This is a genomic window from Silvibacterium dinghuense (genome assembly GCF_004123295.1).
GTDB lineage: Bacteria > Acidobacteriota > Terriglobia > Terriglobales > Acidobacteriaceae > Silvibacterium > Silvibacterium dinghuense.
This window is the reverse complement of record NZ_SDMK01000001.1, coordinates 1,210,363-1,228,357: the sequence shown is the minus strand read 5'-3', so window position 1 is coordinate 1,228,357 and position 17,995 is coordinate 1,210,363. Positions and strand designations below refer to the sequence as shown.

15 protein-coding genes are annotated in these 17,995 nt (G+C 61.4%); 6 read left to right on the top strand and 9 right to left on the bottom strand.

Going from position 1 to position 17,995, the window contains the following annotated elements:
- Positions 1-194: 194 nt before the first annotated feature.
- Entirely contained in the window at positions 195-2,258 is a 2,064-nt protein-coding gene (locus ESZ00_RS04830; RefSeq protein WP_129207020.1) for a M13 family metallopeptidase, read from the bottom strand.
- Positions 2,259-2,416: 158 nt separating this feature from the next.
- Here ESZ00_RS04830 and ESZ00_RS04825 point away from each other — a divergent pair, with 158 nt between their 5' ends.
- The 4 genes from ESZ00_RS04825 (at position 2,417) to dnaJ (ending at position 6,776) form a co-directional block, all read left to right on the top strand.
- Entirely contained in the window at positions 2,417-3,727 is a 1,311-nt protein-coding gene (locus ESZ00_RS04825; protein WP_129207019.1) for a hypothetical protein, read from the top strand.
- Positions 3,728-3,876: 149 nt separating this feature from the next.
- Positions 3,877-4,941 (top strand): heat-inducible transcriptional repressor HrcA, encoded by a 1,065-nt coding sequence (gene hrcA / locus ESZ00_RS04820; protein ID WP_129207018.1) that lies wholly within the window; start codon positions 3,877-3,879, stop codon positions 4,939-4,941.
- Positions 4,942-5,091: 150 nt separating this feature from the next.
- Entirely contained in the window at positions 5,092-5,640 is a 549-nt protein-coding gene (locus ESZ00_RS04815) for a nucleotide exchange factor GrpE (protein WP_229740961.1), read from the top strand.
- Complete coding sequence (gene dnaJ, locus ESZ00_RS04810; RefSeq protein ID WP_129207017.1) at positions 5,637-6,776, top strand: molecular chaperone DnaJ; 1,140 nt, start codon at positions 5,637-5,639, stop codon at positions 6,774-6,776. Before ESZ00_RS04815 ends, dnaJ begins: the two co-directional genes overlap by 4 nt.
- Before the next feature lie 262 nt (positions 6,777-7,038).
- On the opposite strand, the gene ESZ00_RS04805 is transcribed toward dnaJ, so the two are convergent.
- The 4 genes from ESZ00_RS04805 to dnaG all read right to left on the bottom strand — a co-directional run bounded on the left by ESZ00_RS04805 (position 7,039) and on the right by dnaG (position 12,565).
- The gene (locus tag ESZ00_RS04805) at positions 7,039-7,962 is read right to left on the bottom strand and encodes a hypothetical protein (protein ID WP_129207016.1); all 924 of its coding nucleotides are present in this window, start codon (positions 7,960-7,962) and stop codon (positions 7,039-7,041) included.
- Positions 7,963-8,265: 303 nt separating this feature from the next.
- Positions 8,266-9,951: an RNA polymerase sigma factor RpoD gene (gene rpoD, locus ESZ00_RS04800; RefSeq protein ID WP_129207015.1), complete on the bottom strand. Its 1,686-nt coding sequence runs from the start codon at positions 9,949-9,951 to the stop codon at positions 8,266-8,268.
- 324 nt (positions 9,952-10,275) lie between these two features.
- Positions 10,276-10,539 (bottom strand): hypothetical protein, encoded by a 264-nt coding sequence (locus ESZ00_RS04795; RefSeq protein WP_129207014.1) that lies wholly within the window; start codon positions 10,537-10,539, stop codon positions 10,276-10,278.
- Between the two features lie 250 nt (positions 10,540-10,789).
- Entirely contained in the window at positions 10,790-12,565 is a 1,776-nt protein-coding gene (gene dnaG, locus ESZ00_RS04790; protein ID WP_129207013.1) for a DNA primase, read from the bottom strand.
- 129 nt (positions 12,566-12,694) lie between these two features.
- Here dnaG and ESZ00_RS04785 point away from each other — a divergent pair, with 129 nt between their 5' ends.
- Positions 12,695-12,991, top strand: a complete 297-nt coding sequence (locus ESZ00_RS04785; RefSeq protein ID WP_129207012.1) for a hypothetical protein — start codon at positions 12,695-12,697, stop codon at positions 12,989-12,991.
- A gap of 51 nt (positions 12,992-13,042) precedes the next feature.
- Here ESZ00_RS04785 and cysS read toward each other — a convergent pair whose 3' ends face one another.
- From cysS to ESZ00_RS04765, 4 genes are all read right to left on the bottom strand, one after another.
- Positions 13,043-14,521, bottom strand: coding sequence for a cysteine--tRNA ligase (gene cysS, locus ESZ00_RS04780; protein ID WP_129207011.1), 1,479 nt, complete (start codon positions 14,519-14,521; stop codon positions 13,043-13,045).
- Positions 14,522-14,588: 67 nt separating this feature from the next.
- Complete coding sequence (locus ESZ00_RS04775) at positions 14,589-14,939, bottom strand: BrnA antitoxin family protein (RefSeq protein ID WP_129207010.1); 351 nt, start codon at positions 14,937-14,939, stop codon at positions 14,589-14,591.
- Complete coding sequence (locus ESZ00_RS20440) at positions 14,911-15,186, bottom strand: BrnT family toxin (RefSeq protein ID WP_129207009.1); 276 nt, start codon at positions 15,184-15,186, stop codon at positions 14,911-14,913. The genes ESZ00_RS04775 and ESZ00_RS20440 overlap by 29 nt, the downstream gene beginning before the upstream one ends.
- 135 nt (positions 15,187-15,321) lie before the next feature.
- Positions 15,322-16,320, bottom strand: coding sequence for a transaldolase (locus ESZ00_RS04765; RefSeq protein ID WP_129207008.1), 999 nt, complete (start codon positions 16,318-16,320; stop codon positions 15,322-15,324).
- A gap of 498 nt (positions 16,321-16,818) precedes the next feature.
- Between ESZ00_RS04765 and ESZ00_RS04760 the strand changes: the two genes are divergently transcribed.
- Positions 16,819-17,949: a lactonase family protein gene (locus ESZ00_RS04760; RefSeq protein ID WP_129207007.1), complete on the top strand. Its 1,131-nt coding sequence runs from the start codon at positions 16,819-16,821 to the stop codon at positions 17,947-17,949.
- Positions 17,950-17,995 lie beyond the last annotated feature (46 nt).

Sequence of the window (17,995 nt, the reverse complement as noted above, 5' to 3'; positions counted from 1 at the left end):
CCTGTGCAAAGGGATGCTTCTAGGATATCCGGGTGCCCCATCCAAGCTCCGCTTGGGTGGGAAGGTACGGATTCCATAGTGTGTTGTGGTGAACCCAACTCCCCGCCGTCGAGGCTCCCCGGCACTTGGTAAGAACCCCTGATCGCGACCAACGGGAGCGGAGGCCGAAGGCGAAAGGCCTGGACGGCCAGTCCTCACCAGATGGAGCAGCGTTGGGCTGGTGCCATGGGCTGTCCGGTCTTGCAGGCGAAAGCCTTCTGGAACTGCGGCAGGTTCACGACCACACCATTCACGCGGAACTCCTCAGGAGAGTGCGGATCGGTCTGCACGCGCAGCTTCAAGTTCTCAGGACGATTGTTCTGGCACCAGCCCTGCCCGTAGGAGACGAAGAACTGCTGCTCCGGCGTGAGTCCGCCGTACTCGGGGCCGCCCCTCTTCGTCAGGTCTAAGCCGGCCTTCTGCGCGCGGTCGAGATAGGCGAGAAACGCAAGCTTCAAGCCGCCAAGGTCGGCGAGATTCTCGCCAAGCGTGAGTTGTCCGTTCACGTGCAGATCGCCGACCGCAACAAAGCCGTTGAACTCGTTGACCACGCAGCCGGCACGCTCGGTAAACTGCTTCGCGTCGTCGGGCGTCCACCAGTTCAGCAGGTTGCCCTTGGCATCGAACTGGCGGCCTTCGTCGTCGAAGCCGTGCGTGAGCTCATGGCCGATCACCCCGCCTGCGTCGCCATAGTTCACCGCGTCGTCCTGCGTGGCATCGAAGTACGGAGGCTGCAGGATGCCGGCCGGGAAGTTGATGTCATTCATCTGCGGATTGTAGTAGGCGTTGACGGTTGGCGGGCTCATGTCCCACTCGCCGTGGTCGACACGCTTGCCGATCTTCGCAATCTGGCGATGCGTTTCGAAGGCCGCCGCGTGCTCCTCGTTGCCGAGCGCATCACCACGCTTCACCTCGAGCGAGGAATAATCGCGCCACTGATCGGGATAGCCGATCTTGTTGGCTACGCCATGCAGCTTCTCCTTGGCGCGCACCTTGGTCTCCGCGCTCATCCACGAGAGCTGATCGATGTCGCGATCCATCGCGGCCTCGATATCCTTCGTCAGCTCGAGCGTCCGCGCCTTGTCCGCGGGGCTGAAGCGCTGCGCGACGTAGACCTGGCCAAGGGCTTCGCCGAGTGCGCCGTCGACGGCGCGGGTGCACCGCTTCCAGCGCGGCTGCTGCTCGGGCTGGCCGGAGAGGATGCGGCCGTAGAAGGCGAAGCTCTCTTCGTCGAGCGCATGCGGCAGCGCCGTCGACGGCAGCTGGCGGATCGCTGTCCAGCGCAGGTAGGTCTTCAGCTCAGGGAGGCTGGTTTCGCCAAGCAGCTTGTTCAGCGCCGCGAAGTAGACCGGCGAAGTCACGTTCAACGAAGACACCGCGGGCGTATCGACGCCGCGCAGAAAGCGATCGAAGCCGAAATTCGAGAGCGAACCGTCGAACGCGGTGAGCTCCGTCTTGTGATAGACATTCTGCGGATCGCGCCGCTCGACGGTGCTGAGCGAGGCAGCGGCCAGGGCGGTCTCGAGGCGGAGCACTGTAGCCGCATTCTTCGATGCCTGCTCCTGGCTCTCGCCCAGCAGTACGAAGGTCTGCGCGATGTGCTGCTGATATTGCTGGCGCAGCTTTACGGAATCGGCATCGGTGCGGTCGTAGTAGCCTTTTTCCGGCAGGCCAAGCTGCTGCTGGTCGACTTCGGCGATCTGCTGCGTGGCGTCTTTATAGTCCTGGTCGCTGCCGAAACCGAAGAAGGAAGAGATACCCTGCATCTGCAGCCACGCCGCGAGTCCGGCCAGCTCCTGCTTCGATTTCACGGCGTCGATGCGGGCAAGAATCGGCTCGATGGGCTTCACGCCTGCGCTGTCGATGGCCGAAGTGTCCATGCAGGTGGCATAGTAGTCGCCGATTTTCTGTTCGTTCGCGGTGCGGCCGGCGCTGTCCGCCGCGGCCTTCTCGAGAATGGCCTTGAGCACCAGCTCGTTCTGGTCCATTAGCTCGGAGTCGCGTCCGTAAGAGGAGCGGTCAGACGGGATCGGATTCTGCTTCAGCCAGCCTCCGCAGGAGTACTGGTAAAAGTTCACGCAGGGGTCGACGCTGGTGTCCATCAGCTTTGGGTCGAGTGCCTTGAGCGTCTTTGTTTCAGAAGACTGCGCGTGCAGGGCAGGAACAAAAGAAAAGGCGAGAGCAGCGGCGGCAAGCCGCGCAGGAAAGGACAGATGCATGCAGACCTCGGGCATTCAGGAAGAGCGGGGAGCCAACAAGCTGGAAGCTAGCAACCGGGTGTGAGCAAGTCAAGGGAAAGTCAAGCCGGGTTGTGATCCGCGCCGGGAACGGGCACAACAATTTGCCTCCTGCGGCAGCTACGGGGAGAATGCTGTTCATGGCTGCCCGCCTGTCTTTTCGCCTGCTCTGGCTGGCTCACGCAGCGGTTTTCTCCGCTCTGCTCGGTTCTGCGTCTGCACTGCACGCTGCATCCGACAAGGGCGATATGAAATCGCGCGCTGCGCAGGAGATGGTGCCTGCGATGCGCATCCCGGTTGAGCCGCTGGGATTTGCCGCGCCCAGCCGCTTCTACCTGACGGCGCGGCTTTCTTCGGTCACGCTGGACTTCATCGATGCGGATCACCTGCTCTTTACCTTTCGCAAGGGCGGCCTGTTGCAGCGGGTGCCGGACGATCCGGACGATGACATGGACCAGGTGATCCATGCGCTGGTGCTAGAAACGGCCACAGGAAAGGTCGTCAAGGAAACGACCTGGCGCATGCATGATCGTGAAGCCTATCTGTGGGCGCTCGGAAATGGGAGATTCCTGGTGCGCCAGCGCAACGTGCTTTACCAGACGGACAGCAGCCTGGGATTGCGGCCCTATCTGCAGCCCGAGACGCAGATCGAAGCGGTCAGTGTTTCTCCCACGCACCGGCTGCTGGCCATCGAGACGGTAAAGTATCTGCCGCTGGAGGCTGCGCAGAAGGTTCCGGAGGGGGATGCCGCGAAACCCTCGCAAGCTCCTACGCTTGGTCCGGACGCTCCGCATCCCGGCGAAGAGGAATGGACGCGGCAGCAGCGTAAGCGGACACAGATTCTGCTCGTGAAGCTGCCGGAGAACAAGATGATCGCGCGCAGTGAAACGCGGACCCCGGTCAGTATTCCCATGCTGCCGGAAGGCATCGTGAATACCGCCGAAGGCAAGGCGCCGGATGACTGGCTGGTTCATGCCGCCCCGTTTCGTGGGGACGAGGTAAAGATGGGCGAGCTGCGCTCGGCCTGCGAGCCGACGGTGGAGACGCTGAGCGAGACCGCAGCCATGGTGATGGGCTGCCCCGGGGGGACGAGCGACCACTCGATCACTGTGTTTTCGACGCAGGGTGGTGTCCTGTGGCAGCAGCGCTGGCTGTCGCGCTATATCTGGCCAACCTTCGCCTTCGCCGAAAACGGCACGCGCTTTGCCTATGGCTCGCTCGAGATCAATCACACCATCGGCTCGCTCGATCCCTTCGGTGAAGACGATGTCCTCGATCAGCCGGTCGGCGTCTTCGACACGCAGACCGGGAAGCTTGAGCTGGTGAAAACGGCATCGCCGGAGGTCAGTGCCGGGCACAACTACGCGCTCTCAGCCGACGGGCTGGAGTTCGCCATCCTGCGCGAGGGCGCGATCGAAATCTATCGCCTGCCGCCGGCTCCGTCGAGATAGGGTTTGCACGCAGAGCGCGGCAGAATAAGCGCGTTGACCGGCCCTGTTTGCCTTCCTACAATAGAAAGGGAGCCGTCTATCCAGAAGACGGTAGCCACTTTGGCCGGAGCTTCACCCCCTTTCCTGCCGGAGCGAGCGAGGGGGACGCCATGCCGTCGGATCTGCGCATCAGCTCGCGAGAGCGGCTGGTTCTCACGTCGATCATTGAAAGCTATATCGCTACGGGCCAGCCGGTCGGCTCGGGCGCGGTGGCGCGCCAGCTCGGTAATAAAGAGGGCATGAGCGCGGCGACCATCCGCAACCTGATGGCTTCGCTCGACGAGGCCGGGCTTCTCGATCAGCCGCACACCTCGGCCGGACGCATCCCCACGCCGCAGGCTTTCCGTTTTTACGTCGAGCAGCTGGCCTCACCCGCGCGGCTCGGTCCGCTCGCGCCCGAGCGCATCGAGCAGATTCATGACACCTTTGCCGGGGTGAATACGAGCCAGCAGTTCCTGGAGCGCACTTCCCACATGTTGGCGCTCATCTCGAGCGGTGTGGGCGTCGCCATTTCGACGGCCGCCGAGACGCAGACGCTGGAGCATATTCACTTTTCGCGGCTGGGCGCAGGGCGCGTGCTGGCAGTTGTCGTCACCATGGAAGGCACGGTGCAGGATCGGGTGCTTTCCCTCGATCGCGATCTCTCGCTGGCGGAGCTTGAGTTCTCCGCGCGCTACCTGAACGAGAATTTTCACGGCTGGGGAGTCGACCGCATCCAGCTGGAGCTGGCGCGGCGGCTGGAGGCCGAGCGCAGCGAATATGACCGCCTGATGCATTCGCTCGAAGAGCTCTATCGCAAGGGCGCACTCGAAAGCGAAGCCTCGGCTGCGGTGAGCATCTTTATCGAAGGCACGGCCAACCTGCTGGCCAGTGAAATCGACCGTGGCCGGCTGCAGACCATGCTGCATGCCCTTGAAGCCAAGGAGCGGCTCATCTCGCTGCTGAATGCCTATGTCGATGCGCGGCAACAGAATGTGCGCGTCGTCGTCGGGCTGGAGGAGACGCTGCCTGGGCTGCATAATGTGGTCCTGATCGGCGCCCCGGCGCGGATCGGAGCTGAAAACATCGGTACTCTTGCGGTGATAGCCCCGACTCGTATCCAGTATGAGCAGACCATAGGAGCCGTCTCCTACCTGGCACAGCTCTCTGACCGGCTCTTTCCATCCTCGCAATAGCCGCGGAAACCGGGCAGAACCCGCGTGCCGCTTTGGTGCATCCGATAGGAGATGCCTGTGCGCCCCAGCAAAGAGTCGATGAATCTCCGCGATAGACTGAAAAAGACCACGAATTTTTACCAGCAGAAGAAGGATGTTGGCAGTCGTCCCATGAATAACGAACCGATGGAAACCCCACTGAACGAAACCGAATCGCCTGAGACTGTTACGGCTGTGGCCGATGCGCCTGCCGTCTCCCAGGAGGAGTATGACCGCCTGAAGGCCGAGCGCGATACGCTGGTCGACCGGCTGGCCCGGCTGCAGGCCGAGTTCGAGAATGCCCGCAAGCGCGAGGTCCGCGAACGGAACGAGTTCCGTGATTTTGCCGTTTCCGGTGCGGTCGAGCAGTTTCTCCCCGTCCTCGACAACTTCCAGCTGGCGCTCAAGTCCACCGGCTCGGCCGATCAGCTGCGCACCGGTGTCGAGCTGATCGTGAAGCAGATGGAAGAGGCGCTGCGTTCGCTCAACGTGCAGCCGGTCGAAACCTTCGGCGCCACATTCGATCCGCGCGTCCACGAGGCTCTCGAGATGGTCGAGAAGAACGACGTGCCCGACCAGCAGATTTTTGACGAAGTCCGCCGCGGTTACCGCATCAAGGAGCGCCTCTTGCGCCCCGCGCTGGTCCGGGTGGCCAGCAATTCGCAGCAGAAGGAAGCATGAGTCCTACATCGAACACGATGAAAGCAGATTATTACGAAGTCCTCGGCGTAGCGCGCACCGCCAGCGATCAGGAGCTGAAGGTCGCCTATCGCAAGCTGGCCATGCAGTTCCATCCTGACCGCAACCCCGGCGACAAGTCCGCCGAGGAGCGGTTCAAGGCATGCAGCGAGGCCTATCAGGTGCTCTCGGACGGCGACAAGCGCGCCGCCTATGACCGCTTTGGTCATGCAGGCGTCTCGGGCGCAGGTGCTCCCGGAGGCGGTAATCCGTTTGTCGATTTCCAGGATCTGGGCGACATCTTTGGCGACCTCTTCGGCTTCAACGTAGGTGGCGGACGCAGCGGCGGCCGTGGCTCGCGTGTGCAGAAAGGCCGCGATATCCGCGCCGACGTGACCATCGAGTTTGAGGATGCGGTCTTCGGCAAGGAAGTCCAGGTGAAATTCCGCCGCATGGAAGCCTGCGTGGATTGCCAGGGTACCGGTACAGCCAGCGGCCGCGGGCCTTCGACCTGCCAGCAGTGCAAGGGGCATGGACAGGTGCGCTACCAGCAGGGCTTCTTTTCCGTGGCGCGGACCTGCAACGCTTGCGGAGGCTCCGGCCAGGTCATCACCGACCCGTGCCCGGGCTGCCGTGGCGATGGCCGCGTGGAGCGCCAGCACACCATCGGGGTGAATATTCCGGCCGGTGTCGAGGATGGCACACGCATCCGCTATCAGGGAGAGGGCGACGCGGGACGCTTCGGCGGCCCTTCGGGCGACCTTTATGTGGCGCTGACGGTCAAATCGCATGCCTTCTTCGAACGCGATGGCAATCACCTGCACTGCGTGATCCCGGTCTCCTTTACCCAGGCTGCTCTGGGAGATGAGATCCAGATCCAGACCCTTGAAGGCGAGACTGCCCTGAAGGTGCCGGAAGGTACGCAGAGCGGGACGCAGTTCCGGCTGCGCGGCAAGGGCGTCCCGTATCTCAACGAGCATGGCCGGGGCGATCTGGTGGTGCAGGTTGCGGTGCAGACGCCGAAAAAGCTCACCCGCGTGCAGAAAGAGCTGCTGCGGCAGCTCGGAGAGACGCTCACGGTGGAGAACACGCCGGCCTCGCGCGGCCTCTTCGACAAGGTAAAGGAGATCTTCTCCTAGTCGGAGAAGGGAGCAGCGGCGAAACAAAGCGGGCGGAAGCAAGGTGCTTCCGCCTCCTATGCAAGAGGAAGAATCCTGTCGGTAAGTGCAGGATTCCAATGCCCGCAATGCCCTGGACTTAAGCATTGCAGATGCGACGTACATTAGGGCCAGGCGCTCATCCTCGTCGAGACGCGATGGTGATGTGGCCTTTGGTCATGGGCAATACAAAAACAGCGGCCGCCCCATCGGGAGCGGCCGCTGTTTTCTATTTCGGTTGGCTTTAGAAGCGGATACCGAAGGTGACCGGGATCAGGCTTTCCGTACCCGAGCCGTTGTAGTAGTTGGAAGCGCTAGGACCGGGCGAATCGACCCAGACGTAGCGGGCTTCCGCATAAAGCTTCGCATTGCTGTCTTCGCCGAAGACCTTGCGGTAGAAGCCGACGCCGAGATTCAGGCCGCCCTGGTTGCTCGAGTAGTGCGCAACGGTCACGCCTACGTCATAGCAGTAGTAGTAGCACTCGGTGACAGGCTCGGTGAAGTTGGTCACCTTGCGGTAGAAGCCACCGCCGCCGGTCACATAGGCGCCGTTCTTCTTGCTGAAGGGAAGATAGAAGATCGGGTCGATGGTGAAGGACCAGGTGTTCACGTTGCCGCTCAGCGAGGTGTAGCCGTAAGAACCCAGGTCCTCGATGTTGTAGAGAGCCTCGGTGTAGCTGCCAGGGATCTTGTTGCGGTTCCAGCTGTACTCGAGCAGCGCGCCGAAGCGCTTGGTGAAGTTCCAGCCGCCGCCGACGTTGATGTTGTAGCCGAAGGTCTGGTTCGGGCTGAGGTAGCCGTTGTAGATATCCGCAGTGCTGAAGTTGGTGGTGTTGCCGACCGGGGCGGTGAAACCGGCGCCGGCTTCGATGGCGACGTGGCTCCACTGGCTTTCGTAGCCCGGATAGCGGTTGTTGCCGCGGGGATATTGGCCGTACTGTCCGCCGGCAGCAGAGGCGGCCGGAGCAGCGCTGCCATCCGCGGGCATGTCGTCGCTGAGGTAGGCCTTCCAGTCGGTGGAGCTGGAGACACCGCTGTGGCTGTCATCGGTAGAGGCGACTGCGGAGGTCTGCGCGAAGGCAGGGATGGCACTGGTTGCGATGGAGAGAATGGATGCGGCGATGGCAAGGCGGAGCCGCGAAGTCCGCGGAGCGTGCGTACCGGTCATTGGGGGTCCTCACAAAAAGAAAGTGTTCCGGAGCTGGTCGTGGCCTGCTCTTACTGGCAGTGAACACCATATGGACGATTTAGATGCGGTGACGTTGCATAACCTTTTAATAGGAAATGCGCCGGATGAACATGATCAGTGACCTCCCATGTGGAAATACCAGCGCCGGAAACAGTCAAACCCGCCGGAAGCGGCGGGCGTCCCATGCAGGCCGGACTTTGGCTTGAGTGGGGAATCACTATCGCAAACGCGAAAACCCACCTCTATGGCGGGTTTTCGCGAGATACAGGACAGGAAGCCCGTCTACTCCATGACGGTGTCGACGAAAGCTTTGAGTTTGCGCGAGCGCGAAGGATGGCGGAGCTTGCGCAGCGCCTTGGCTTCGATCTGGCGGATACGCTCGCGGGTGACCTGGAAGCTCTGGCCGACCTCTTCGAGCGTGTGCTCGGAGCCGTCCTCAAGGCCAAAACGCATCTTGATGACGCGCTCTTCGCGCGGCGTCAGGGTGCGCAGCACCTGCGAGGTGTACTCCTTCAGGTTCACGCTGATGACGGCGTCTGAAGGCGAAACGGCCTGGCGGTCTTCGATGAAGTCGCCAAGGTGCGAATCTTCTTCTTCGCCGATCGGCGTTTCGAGAGAGATGGGCTCCTGGGCGATCTTGAGGACCTTGCGGACCTTCGCGACAGGGATATCCATGCGCCGCGCAATTTCCTCAGAAGTAGGCTCGCGGCCAAGCTCCTGCACCAGCTGACGCGAGGTGCGGATGAGCTTGTTGATGGTCTCGATCATGTGCACCGGGATACGGATCGTGCGGGCCTGGTCCGCGATGGCGCGGGTGATGGCCTGGCGGATCCACCAGGTGGCGTAGGTCGAGAACTTGTAGCCACGGCGATACTCGAACTTGTCCACGGCCTTCATCAGGCCGATGTTGCCTTCCTGGATCAGGTCGAGGAACTGGAGACCGCGGTTGGTGTACTTCTTCGCAATCGAAACCACCAGTCGCAGGTTGGCTTCGATCAGCTCGCGCTTGGCGTTCTCGGCGTCCATATCGCCCTGGATCATTTCGCGCTGCGTGCGCTTGATCTCGGCGATGGAGACACCGGCTTCCTGCTCGAGCTTTTCGAGGTCGACCTTGCAGTTCTTCTGCTGGCGGCGATATTCCTTCTTGAGCTCCTCGCTCTTGGACTGGTCGAACTTCTGGTCCAGAGTGCGGATCTGGCGCTCAAGCGTGCGCATGGTGTCGACCGTCTTGTTCAGCTTGTCGAGCAGGCGCTTGCGTTCGGTGTTGGTGTACTTCAGCTCCCGGACAATGCGCGAAACATAGACATGCTCGCGGGCGATGGCCCAGCGGGTCTTGCGATGCTCCTTCGCCTTCGTCTTGGGGTTCAGCGTTTCAAGCTTTTCCGCGAAGGCCGCAGCCTTCTTCTGGTGCTTGATGAGGGTGTCGATCTTGCTGACCGTCTGGCGTACGCGGCCCTGCAGCACCTCTTCGGTGATCTCCTCTTCATCGAAGAGGACGACTTCCTTTACGTTGCGCACGCCGCGCTTGAGGTCTTCGCCCAGGGCGATGATCTCGCGCACGATGATTGGCGAGCGTGAGATCGCCTTCATCACGCGCAGCTGGCCACGCTCGATGCGCTTGGCGATTTCGACTTCGCCTTCGCGCGTCAGCAGCGGCACCGTGCCCATTTCGCGCAGGTACATGCGGACCGGGTCGTTGGTTTTCTCGAGCGTGCCGGGAGTCAGGTCCAGCTCGACATCCTCGCCGTCTTCACTCTCACCGTCGAAGCCGTCGCGCTCCTTGGGGCTGCCGTCCATCAGGTCGATGCCCTGGCTGCCAATGGTGGTGATCAGATCGTCGAGGTCGTCGGCGGAGTGCATGTCTCCGGGGAGCAGGTCGTTCACCTCACCGTAGGTGAGGTAACCCTTCTCCTTGCCTGCATCGATCAATTTCTCTAGTTCATCTTCGTATTTGTCTTCTAATGCCAAAGCGCGTCTCGTCTCCCGCGTCGAATTGTTCGAATCGTCGTATTCGTATCTGCCTGGGTTGGACTCAGTGCGGCCGGGCCATGGAAGGCGTTTATCCCTTTGCGAATCATGGTCGCTGGGCGGTAGGCGCACGTCCACCGAGAGACTTTCAGGATACCACGCCGCGTAGATGGAACTGCTATAATTGCCGACCTTTTACGGCTGAACGCGCGGCAGAATCCTCGAAAGCCCGTCATCACAGGCTCCTCATGTGTATAGATGTCGGAAAGAGGAATTTGTTTCATCACATTCCTTTCGGTTCCGTCAAGGCGTTTTCATCTCCCTTCAACGCGAAGACAGCACAAAGAAGAGGACGGTGAGAGCCACGATCGCGAGCAAAAAAAGCAGCAGCGGGATGCCCAGGATGAGGCTGATCCGCCGCCGCTGCTCCGGTTGCGGACGGGTAATGCCGAAAGTATCGACGAATAAATCGGTCAGCCAGTCCAGAAGTCTCATCGGATGAGGATTTTCGCACACTGCTCCGCGCAGGGCTACTACGCGTAGGGCGAATCGCGCCTTCGGCGCATTCGTGCCGGTACGGGAGCGCAAGGGCGCTCCCGATGGTCGCGGTTGGGATGCCCGAAACTCCCATAACCTTGTCATTTCGACCGGAGCGGCCAGCTTTTTGTTCGCGCAGCGGAGAAACCTGCGGGTTTGCTCGCAGGAGCAAGAAAAAGGGTGCCCCATCCAGGCTCCGCTTGGGTGGGAGGGTGCGAACCCCACTCCCGCAGATGGAGAAACTCCAGCGCCGCGACCAGCGGGAGCGCGTGCCGAAGGCGAAAGGCCTGGCCGGCCAGGCCTAATCTAAGGCGCGGAGACGCTGCGTGAGCTGCAAGGTCTGGCGGGTCAGCTCGACAGCCTCCTGCACCTTGCCTTCTCGTTCGGCCTGGTGGATGGCGGAGCGGAGCTGGCGCAATTCCTGTTCAAGAGAAGCCCGGCGGACGGTGAAAACGGCCTGCTCGATGTCCTCGACCGAGGGCTCAAACCCATGGACGGAGACAAAAATGGCGGCCAGCATCTGCCGCTGCTCCGGATCGGCAAGGCATTGAATCGGATCGGCCTCGGGCGAGCGTCCGCGCAGGCAGTTCACCATGTCGTGCACGTCCGATCGCATGCGTGCAAAGTCTTCCTCATGTTTGCGATAGGCTCGCTCGGCCGCCTGGAAGTTCTCCCCGCTCTGGGGCGCGGAAAAGGCCTGGAGCAGGATCTGCTCGGCGCGGGTAAGCGGCGAGCTCGGTGCGGTCGAGAGGAAATCCCGCTTCTTGGCCGCCGCCTCTTTCAGCTCCTCGCGCACCAGCGCCGAGTCGATGCCCAGCTTCTGTGCCGCATCCATGGCGAACTCATCGCGGGCGATGCGGCTGGGGATGAGCCGGATGAAGGGCAGCAGGTAATTGAGTGCGTCGACCTTGCCCTGCGGCGTGCGCGCCGGATGAAGCTGGCGTGCGCGTTCGATCAGGTAATCCTGGATACGCCGTGCCCCGCGCAGGGCCGCCATGTACTCTTTGGCGCCGCGCTCGCGAATGTAGCGATCCGGGTCAAGCCCTCCCTCGAGGGTGACAACCTTCACCTCGAAGCCCTCCTCGGTGAGCAGGGCAATGGACTTCTCGGCGGCGTTCGCCCCGGCCGTGTCGGGATCGAAGTTGACCAGCACACGCTGGGTGTAGCGCGAGAGCAGGCGCACCTGCGCCTCGGTAAACGCGGTGCCGCTGGTGGCGAGGACGTTCGAAATCCCGGCCAGCGAGGCCGAGATGCAGTCCATCTGGCCCTCCACCAGCAGAGCAAAGCCGAAGTCGCGGATGGGCTGGCGGGCCTTGTCCAAGTTAAAGAGAACATTGCCCTTGTGGTACAGCGGCGTCTCGGGCGAATTCATGTACTTCGGCCCCGCCTTTTCGCCGCTCTCGAGCGCGCGGGCGGTAAAGGCGATGACCTTGCCCGACTCGCTGGCGATGGGGAAGGTGACCCGCTTGCGGAAGCGCGAATAGATCGGTCCGGGCGAGCCGTCCTCCTGCTGCTTGAACGAAAACAGGCCGGAGGCGCGCAGCGTTTCCACGTCGGCCATCGATTGCAGACGTTCCCGCAGGGCATGAAAGCTCTCCGGCGCGTATCCGATGCGGAACTTGGCGATGCCGTCGTCCGACAGGCCGCGCCCATGCAGATACTCTCGGGCCAGCGCGCCTTCCGGCGTCTTCAGCTGCTCCTGGAACCAGGCCGTTGCTGCCTCGTGCAGCTCGATCAGCTTGCCTCGGCGCCGGCTCTCGGCCGCTTCCTCGGGCGAGGAGAATTCGCGCTTGGGTAGCGGAATGCCGCACTTCAGAGCGACCGTCTTCACCGCCTCGGGAAAGCTGACGTTCTCGATCTTCTGGATAAAGGTGAAGACGTCGCCCGAGACGCCGCAGCCGAAGCAGTGGAAGAACTGCCGCCCGATATGCACCGAAAACGACGGCGACTTTTCGCCATGAAACGGGCACAAACCCTGCATGTTCTGCGCGCCCGCTTTCTTCAGGCGCACGTACTCGCCGATAATCTTGACGATATCGGCCTGCTGCTTGACGGTCTGTGCGAAGTTGTCGGCCATGCCTGCGCTAGTTTGAGTGTAGTTGGCAACGTCCAGGGAATCGAATCGGTGCCATCCGTAACTCCGCGTGGGAGAAATATTTCCGGTTGCCGGAGCAAACCGGCCTACACTGGAGGCAGAGAGCGCGGAATGACCGACAACGTTTTGCAGACCTTGCAGCACGCGATTCAGGATGTGATTGCGCCCGACGTGCGCGAACTGAAGGTCCGCGTCTCGTCGATCGAGAAGCAGATGGAGACGCAGTACAACGCACTTCAGAAGCAGATCGAGACGACTTCCAACTCACTCCGCGATCAGCAGGAAGCGAACTTTCAGGCGCTTATGGCCGCCATCGGTGAGTCGAAGGCCAAGAGCGATCTCGAGACGTACAAGCTCATCGCTGCGCTTACCGAGCGGGTTGCCGCTTTGGAAGCCTCAAGAAACTAACGCGACCAACGAGAGTGGCGCGCAAAGCGCGCGAGTCGCCGTGACGCGCAGTCACTTACGCTTCCAGCGAACCCCGTCCTTTGAATCCTCAATCAGGATTCCCTTTTCCGCCAGCTCATTCCTGATCTGGTCGGCGCGGGCGAAGTTCCGTGTCTTCTTGGCTCGGGTGCGTTCATCGACCAGCGCCTGAATCTGCTCGTCGGAGAGTGACCGCTGCGCCAGCACTTCAGGCGAGGCCTCGTCGAGGCGGCCTTCGCGCTCAGCCCAGTCGAGGGCGAAGCGGGTCCACTCGGCATCGTGGTCGTCGAGCACGGCGAAGACCGCGTCGAACTGCTTCAGCACGCCGAGGATCTGCGCGGCATTCTCCGCTCCCATCGTCCCGGCGTCGAGCGCGGCGTTGCCGGCGCGCACCAGGTCGAAGATGGCGGCGCGGGCTTCGGCCGTGTTCAGGTCGTTACAAAGGCCGTCAAGAAAGTTCTTCTCACAACGCGCGGTTTCGTCGGTAAGCGCAATATTGGTTTCGGTCGCCGGCTTGGCATTCCGGACACGCTCACGGAAGGTGCGCAGGCGCTCGATGGCGCCGGTCTCGCCGGCCAGTCCTTCAAACGTGAAATTGAGCTGCTGGCGATAGGGCACCGAGATGAGCAGCATGCGGATCGCCGAGGCCTTGTAGCCCTTGAGCAGCAGATCGCGCAGGGTATAGAAGTTACCCTCGGATTTCGACATCTTGCGCCCCTCGACCAGCAGGAAGCGGACGTGGAACCAGTGGCGCGCGAAGCAATGGTGCGTAGCCGACTCGGACTGTGCAATCTCGTTCTCGTGGTGCGGGAACATGAGATCTTCGCCGCCGGCGTGCAGGTCGAGCGTCTCGCCGAGGTATTCATTGGCCATGGCCGAGCACTCAATGTGCCAGCCGGGACGGCCCGCGCCGAGTGGCGTCTCCCAGCGATGTTCGCCGGGTTTGGCCGCCTTCCAGAGCGCGAAGTCGCGCGCTGAATCCTTGTCGTACTCGTCCACGTCGACGCGGGCGCCGTCCGTGATGCCACTGAAGTCCTTCTTCGAGAGCTTGCCGTAGCCGGGGAACTTCGCGATGCGGAAGTACCACGATCCGTCTTCGGTCTTGTAGGCGCAGTCTTCGGCAGCCAGCTTCTCGATCATCGAAACCATGGCTGGGATGTGCTCGGTCGCGCGGGCCACAATCTCGGGCTTTTCGACGGAGAGCGCGTCGAGGTCCTCGAAGAAGGCATTCTCAAAACGCGGTGTGTATTCGGAGATGCTGACGCCCGCGATCGCCGCATTGCGGATGATCTTGTCGTCCACATCCGTGATGTTCATGACGTGCTGGGGCTCGATGCCCTTGAGGCGCAGCACGCGGCGGAGCACGTCCACCTGCAGGAAGGTGCGGAAGTTGCCGATGTGGCCGTAGTCGTACACGGTGGGGCCGCAGGCATACATGCGGAAGGGCTTACCGTCGATCGGAGCCAGGTCTTCGATTTTTCCTGTCAGGGTATTGAACAGTCGGATGGTCATTCGTCAGGCGGGCTTTTCGTCTTGAGGCGTACCTGTCGATTCTACCGTACCGGTTCGCGAGCGGGCGTCAGGCGGAGTGGCGGGCTGTCTTGGTCTTGGCCTGGTTCCGAACCCGGCTTTGCGAGTTCATCCATTCCTTGAGCGCGGCATCCATGCGGGACTGCCATCCTCGGCCGCTCTCGCGAAAATGTGAGACGACCTCGGGGGAGAGCCGGATGGTGATCCGCTCCTTGGTTGGCTCCTTCTGTGGGCCACGAGGCTTCTTGAGGGCGAGGAGTTTTTGCTGCAGGGATTCTGGCAGGGCCGAGAACGGAACCGCGCGGGCAAAATCCTTCTCTGTCAGCTCGCGGACCTCACCCTCTTCATCGATGAGCGGAGGCTCAATGGTGTCAGGCTCCAAGTATTTTGGGTTTGCCATATTTCCTCGCCTCCCGATCATTGGCTTTCCGAAAACTGATGATGCGAATGCCGTCCGCAGTTTCCCGGAAGCAGAGCACGTGCAGCCGTTCACCCAGGTAGCCGATGGAGACGAACCTTTGCTCGCCATGGCGAAAGACTTCGACCGTCGTGGCAGATTCAAAATCGAACTCCGCTGCCTGTTCAAAGCCAAGTCCGCGCTCGCGGAGATTCCGCTCATGCTTCCGTAGGTCGAACTCGATCTGCACAAAACAGATTGTGCATACAATTTAACAGGATTCTCTTCCGGGCTGGGAGTTTTTGCTCCAACCGTAATCCCAGATTGGGACAACGCAAAAACGGCGGACCCGAAGGTCCGCCGTTCGCCATAGAGCGGGTTGGATTTAGTTGGCCGCGCCGACCGCAGCCAGTTCGGAGACGCGCTTGGCCAGCAGCTGTTCGAGCTGTTCGAGCGCCTTCGAGAAGCCCTCGATGCCTTCCTTGAGCTTGTCGTGGGCCATATGGTCCTCGGCGTGCATCTTGTCGAAGGTCGCCTTGTCGACGGTGATCTTCTCGATCTGGAGCGTCTTCGCCTTTTCGGGATCGAGCTTGCGGGGCAGATCGCCGGTCTTGGCTTCGAGCTCATGCAGCAGGTTCGGAGAGATGGTCAGCAGGTCGGAACCGGCCAGTTCTTCGATTTCGCCGATGTTGCGGAAGCTCGCGCCCATGACCACGGTCTTGTAGCCGAAGTGCTTGTAGTAGTTGAAGATGCGGGTGACCGACTGGACGCCCGGGTCCTCGGCGCCCACGTAGTCCTTGCCGGTGTTCTTCTTGTACCAGTCGAGGATGCGGCCGACGAAGGGCGAGATCAGTGTGACCTTGGCCTCGGCGCAGGCGATGGCCTGGTGCAGGCCGAAGAGCAGGGTCAGGTTGCAGTGGATGCCTTCGGTCTCGAGGATCTCGGCGGCCTTGATGCCCTCCCAGGTGGAGGCGATCTTGATGAGGATGCGCTGCTTCGAGATGCCGGCGCTTTCGTAAAGTGCGATGATCTCGCGGGCCTGCTTCAGCGTGGCCTCGGTGTTGTAGGACAGGCGCGCATCGACTTCGGTCGAGACGCGGCCCGGAACCACGGCCAGGATCTTCTTGCCGAAGGCGATGGCCAGGTGCTTGAAGGCTTCCTTGGCAACATCCTCATCCTTGGCGTTGTCGCCGAGCTTCTTCTTGGCCTCGATCAGCGTATCGTCCACAATCTGCTGATACTGCGGCATCTGGGCCGCGGCGGTGATCAGCGACGGGTTGGTGGTCGCATCCTGCGGCTTGACCTTTTCGATCGCCTCGATGTCGCCGGTGTCGGCAACGACGGTGGTCATGGTGCGAAGCTGTTCCAGCAGAGTCTTAGACATGGTTTCTCTCCTTCTGAGCCACTTTACCCCTCTATTATCGGCCAACCGGGCGCGGAAGGGAACTGAACATCCTGTCAATATGGCGGGTTTCGGGGTACCAGCGGATTGAGCTCCCTCTACTGAAATAGGATGCCGGGCAGTGAGCCGGCGTGGCAGGAAAGTCTGGAAGAGATGCCGCCCGGAGCCATGTCCGGGAGCTGATCTTGGAGCTGGTCTGGACTTATGTCTTGGTTTGCAACGGCTGGATCGGTGGTTTGCCGGACGGGCAGCGGGCGGGTTTCGTGAGTGTTTCCGCAATCCATAGGCCGCAGGCATGCGAGCTGCATGGCGTGGTGACTGTCTTCACTGTGACAGGAGAGGAAACTTCGTTTTCGGTGTAACTCGTATTCCTTTTCCCGGTCAGATAGTCGTGCGCAGAACGAGAGAGTGCAGCGCGTTGCATAGCCATGCAGCGCCCGCGGCTTTCTGCGCTCACAACTTAGCTCAGGGAGTAAGTGTATGCGCAGTGTAATTGGCAGTGTGATGGCGGCCGTGCTGGGCGCTGGAATGATGACCCCAACGATTCATGCCCAGGATACTTACTCCGGGGCAAGGTCCGCGGTGTTCGTGATGACGAACAACGCGGAGAACAATGAAGTGCTCGCCTATCAGCGCGAGGGAGATGGGCAATATGTTCTGGCGCGCCGTGTCCGCACGGGCGGACGCGGAAGCGGCGGAACGGTTGATCCTTTACAGTCGCAGGGATCGCTGACGCTGAGCGGCGATCGCAACCTGCTCTTCGCAGTGAACTCGGGCAGCGGTACGGTATCCAGCTTTGTTGTGGCTGGCGGCGTTCCGGTGCTGGTTGATCGGGAGCCGACGGGCGGCGCGTTTCCCGTGTCGGTAGCTGAGCACAACGGTACGGTGTATGTGCTGAATGCAGGCGGGAGTGGTGCGATCGTTGCGTTCCACGCTGATGCCGCCGGGCGGCTGCATGAGATTCCGCATGCGACGGTCTATCTTACTGCCGCAAATGACGGGGCTTCGGATATTGCAGTCAGTCCGAATGGTAAGACGCTGGTAGTGATCGAAAAAACTCCGAATCATATCGACACTTATCTGATCCAGAGCGACGGAACGCTGGGTACGGCCGTGGTGCATACGAGTGTGACGCCGGGAGTGTTCTCGGTTTCGTTTACGCCCAGCGGTACTTTGATCGTTTCTGAAAACCAGCCGGACGGGACGGATGTTTCCAGTATTTCGTCCTATGCGGTGAATGCGGGTGGAGCGCTGACGGCGATCACGCAGAGCATTCCTACGGATGGAGACGGGAACTGCTGGAATGCGATTACGCCGGACGGCAAGTTCGTGTACGTCGACAATGCGGCAACGTCGACAGTAGCAGGCTATGCCATAGGCGCGAGCGGTGCCCTGACGCCAATCTCGGGCACGATCGTCGCCGCCGAGCCGGATGGCGCAGCCAATCTCGACATGAGCATCAGCCGCGATGGCAAATACCTCTATACCCTGGATGCCGGTGTGGGGGAGGTCGCCGTGTACGAGATTCAGTCCAACGGCACGCTGATTGAAGCAGGTACGATCGCAGGCCTGCCGGAGCAGGCGGGATGGAACGGGATCGCAGCCTACTAGGTCGATAGAGCAAACTGTCCAGTAAGAGGCCTCTTAATAGGGGCCT

Excerpts from the sequence above, each read along its gene's own strand:
- ESZ00_RS04830 (WP_129207020.1), bottom strand. The coding sequence starts at position 2,258 with ATGCATCTGTCCTTTCCTGCGCGGCTTGCCGCCGCTGCTCTCGCCTTT.
- ESZ00_RS04825 (WP_129207019.1), top strand. The coding sequence starts at position 2,417 with ATGGCTGCCCGCCTGTCTTTTCGCCTGCTCTGGCTGGCTCACGCAGCG.
- hrcA (WP_129207018.1), top strand. The coding sequence starts at position 3,877 with ATGCCGTCGGATCTGCGCATCAGCTCGCGAGAGCGGCTGGTTCTCACG.
- ESZ00_RS04815 (WP_229740961.1), top strand. The coding sequence starts at position 5,092 with ATGAATAACGAACCGATGGAAACCCCACTGAACGAAACCGAATCGCCT.
- dnaJ (WP_129207017.1), top strand. The coding sequence starts at position 5,637 with ATGAGTCCTACATCGAACACGATGAAAGCAGATTATTACGAAGTCCTC.
- ESZ00_RS04805 (WP_129207016.1), bottom strand. The coding sequence starts at position 7,962 with ATGACCGGTACGCACGCTCCGCGGACTTCGCGGCTCCGCCTTGCCATC.
- dnaG (WP_129207013.1), bottom strand. The coding sequence starts at position 12,565 with ATGGCCGACAACTTCGCACAGACCGTCAAGCAGCAGGCCGATATCGTC.
- ESZ00_RS04785 (WP_129207012.1), top strand. The coding sequence starts at position 12,695 with ATGACCGACAACGTTTTGCAGACCTTGCAGCACGCGATTCAGGATGTG.
- cysS (WP_129207011.1), bottom strand. The coding sequence starts at position 14,521 with ATGACCATCCGACTGTTCAATACCCTGACAGGAAAAATCGAAGACCTG.
- ESZ00_RS04775 (WP_129207010.1), bottom strand. The coding sequence starts at position 14,939 with ATGGCAAACCCAAAATACTTGGAGCCTGACACCATTGAGCCTCCGCTC.
- ESZ00_RS04765 (WP_129207008.1), bottom strand. The coding sequence starts at position 16,320 with ATGTCTAAGACTCTGCTGGAACAGCTTCGCACCATGACCACCGTCGTT.
- ESZ00_RS04760 (WP_129207007.1), top strand. The coding sequence starts at position 16,819 with ATGCGCAGTGTAATTGGCAGTGTGATGGCGGCCGTGCTGGGCGCTGGA.